The sequence below is a fragment of the Kitasatospora sp. NPDC051164 genome (genome assembly GCF_044455625.1).
Taxonomy (GTDB): domain Bacteria; phylum Actinomycetota; class Actinomycetes; order Streptomycetales; family Streptomycetaceae; genus Kitasatospora.
This window is the reverse complement of record NZ_JBITFB010000117.1, coordinates 1-2119: the sequence shown is the minus strand read 5'-3', so window position 1 is coordinate 2119 and position 2119 is coordinate 1. Positions and strand designations below refer to the sequence as shown.

1 protein-coding gene is annotated in these 2119 nt (G+C 71.7%); it reads left to right on the top strand.

Features of this window, described 5'->3' with window-relative positions; all coding sequences use genetic code 11:
• Nucleotides 1-41: 41 nt before the first annotated feature.
• Nucleotides 42-2119, top strand: a 2078-nt coding sequence (locus ACIBEC_RS47745) for a condensation domain-containing protein (RefSeq protein WP_396290917.1), incomplete at its 3' end; no start/stop codon positions are given.

Sequence of the window (2119 nt, the reverse complement as noted above, 5' to 3'; positions counted from 1 at the left end):
CGAACGGGAAGGTGGACCGGCGGGCTCTGCCGGAGCCCGAAGTGGTGGGTTCCGGTGAGGAGTTCACCGCGCCGGTGGGTGCGGTGGAGGAGGTGCTGGCCGGCGTCTGGTCGCAGGTGCTGTGTGTCGAGCGGGTCGGGGTCGAGGACAACTTCTTCGACCTGGGCGGCGACTCGATCCTCAGCATCCAGGTCGTCGCCCGCGCCCGCAAGGCCGGACTCACCCTCACCTCGCGGGACATCTTCCAGCACCAGACGGTCGCCTCGCTGGCCGCCGCCCTCGGCGGCCCCACCGCCTCCGCCGCCCCCGTCCAGGACCAGCCGCCCGTGGAGGGCCCCGTGGTGCTCACCCCGATCCAGCGGTGGTTCTTCCGCACCCACCGCACGGCCCCGCAGCACTTCAACATGGCCGTCCACCTGGAACTCGCCCAAGCCGTCGACCACACCGCGCTCACCCGGGCGGTGGAGGCCCTGGTCGCGCACCACGACGCGCTGCGGCTGCGCTTCGAGCGCACCGGCGCCGGCTGGCGCCAGCGCAACCTTGCCGAGGACCGGACCGTACCGGTCGAGCACCACGACCTGTCCGCACTCGCGCCGGACGCCTGGCAGAGCGCGCTCGACACCATCACCGACACGATGCAGCACGGCTTCGACCTCGCCGACGGCCCGCTGATCCGCTTCGCCCTGATCGATCTCGGTGCGGGTGGGGTGCGGTTGGTGGTGGTGGCGCACCACCTGGTGGTGGACGGGGTGTCGTGGCGGGTGCTGCTGGAGGATCTGGCGGTGGCGTACGGGCAGGTGGTGTCCGGTGCCGCGGTGGATCTGGGCGTGAAGTCGGCGTCGTTCCAGGAGTGGGCGTATCGGCTGCGGGAGCTGGTGGAGTCGGGTGGTTTCGATTCCGAGCTGGCGTACTGGTCCGGTGTGGGCCAGGGGGTTGAGCCGGGTCTGCCGGTGGAGGGTGTGGCGGCGCAGCCCGGTGGTTTGCGGGTGGTGTCGAACGGGTTGTCGGTGGAGGCGACGCGGGCGCTGTTGCAGCGGGTGCCGGGGGTGTACCGGACCCGGGTGAACGAGGTGTTGCTGGCGGTGCTGGCCCGGGTGCTGGGGGAGTGGACCGGCCGGGACCGGGTGCTGGTGGATGTCGAGGGGCATGGTCGTGAGGAGCTGTTCGCGGGCGTGGACGTCTCGCGGACGGTGGGCTGGTTCACCTCGGTGTTCCCGTTGGAACTGCCGGCGGGCGGCGACTGGGACGTGCTGGTCAAGGCGGTCAAGGAGCGGATCCGTACGGTGCCGGGCCGCGGGATCGGGCACGGCGCCCTGCGCTACCTCGGCGATCAGGACTCCGCGGCCGGAGAACTGGGCGCGATCCGCCCGCAGGTGAGCTTCAACTACCTTGGCCAGTTCGACGGCCTGACCGGAGACGGCGACTTCTACCGGGCCATGCTGCCCAGCCCCGCCGGCGAGCACAGCCCGCTGGACCCCCGCTCCCACGTCCTGGATGTCGTGGGCCGGGTGGTGGACGGTCGGCTGCTGGTGGAGTGGGGCTGGCAGGAGGGCGTGTTCTCGGTTGCGGTGATCGAGGGGTTGTCTGCGGGTTTCGTGGCCGCGTTGGAGGAGTTCGTGGCGCACTGCGGGGTGCCGGGGGCGGGTGGGTTGACGCCGTCGGACTTCCCGCTGTCGGGGCTGGATCAGGCGGGTGTGGACCTGGTGGTCGGAGACGGCCGGGGGGTGGAGGAGGTGCTGCCGCTGTCGCCGATGCAGAGCGGCATGCTGTTCCACTCGCTGGTGGAGGCCGATTCTCCGGCGTACTTCGAGCAGTTGATGTTCACCGCCGATGGTGTGTCGGACGTGGGTGGGTTCGCCGCGTCGTGGCAGCGGGTGGTGGACGAGGTGCAGGCGCTGCGGGTGGGCGTCGTGTGGGAGGGCGTGCCGGAGCCGGTGCAGGTGGTGCGCCGGGGTGTGGTGCTGCCGGTGGAGGTGTTGGACTGGTCCTCGGTGGACGGGGACGGTCAGGCGGTGTGTTGGGACGCTCTGGTGGCGGCCGACCGTGAGCGGGGGCTGGATCTGCGGCAGGTGCCGTTGGCGCGGCTGACGTTGGTGACGGTGGCGCCGGGCCGGGTGCG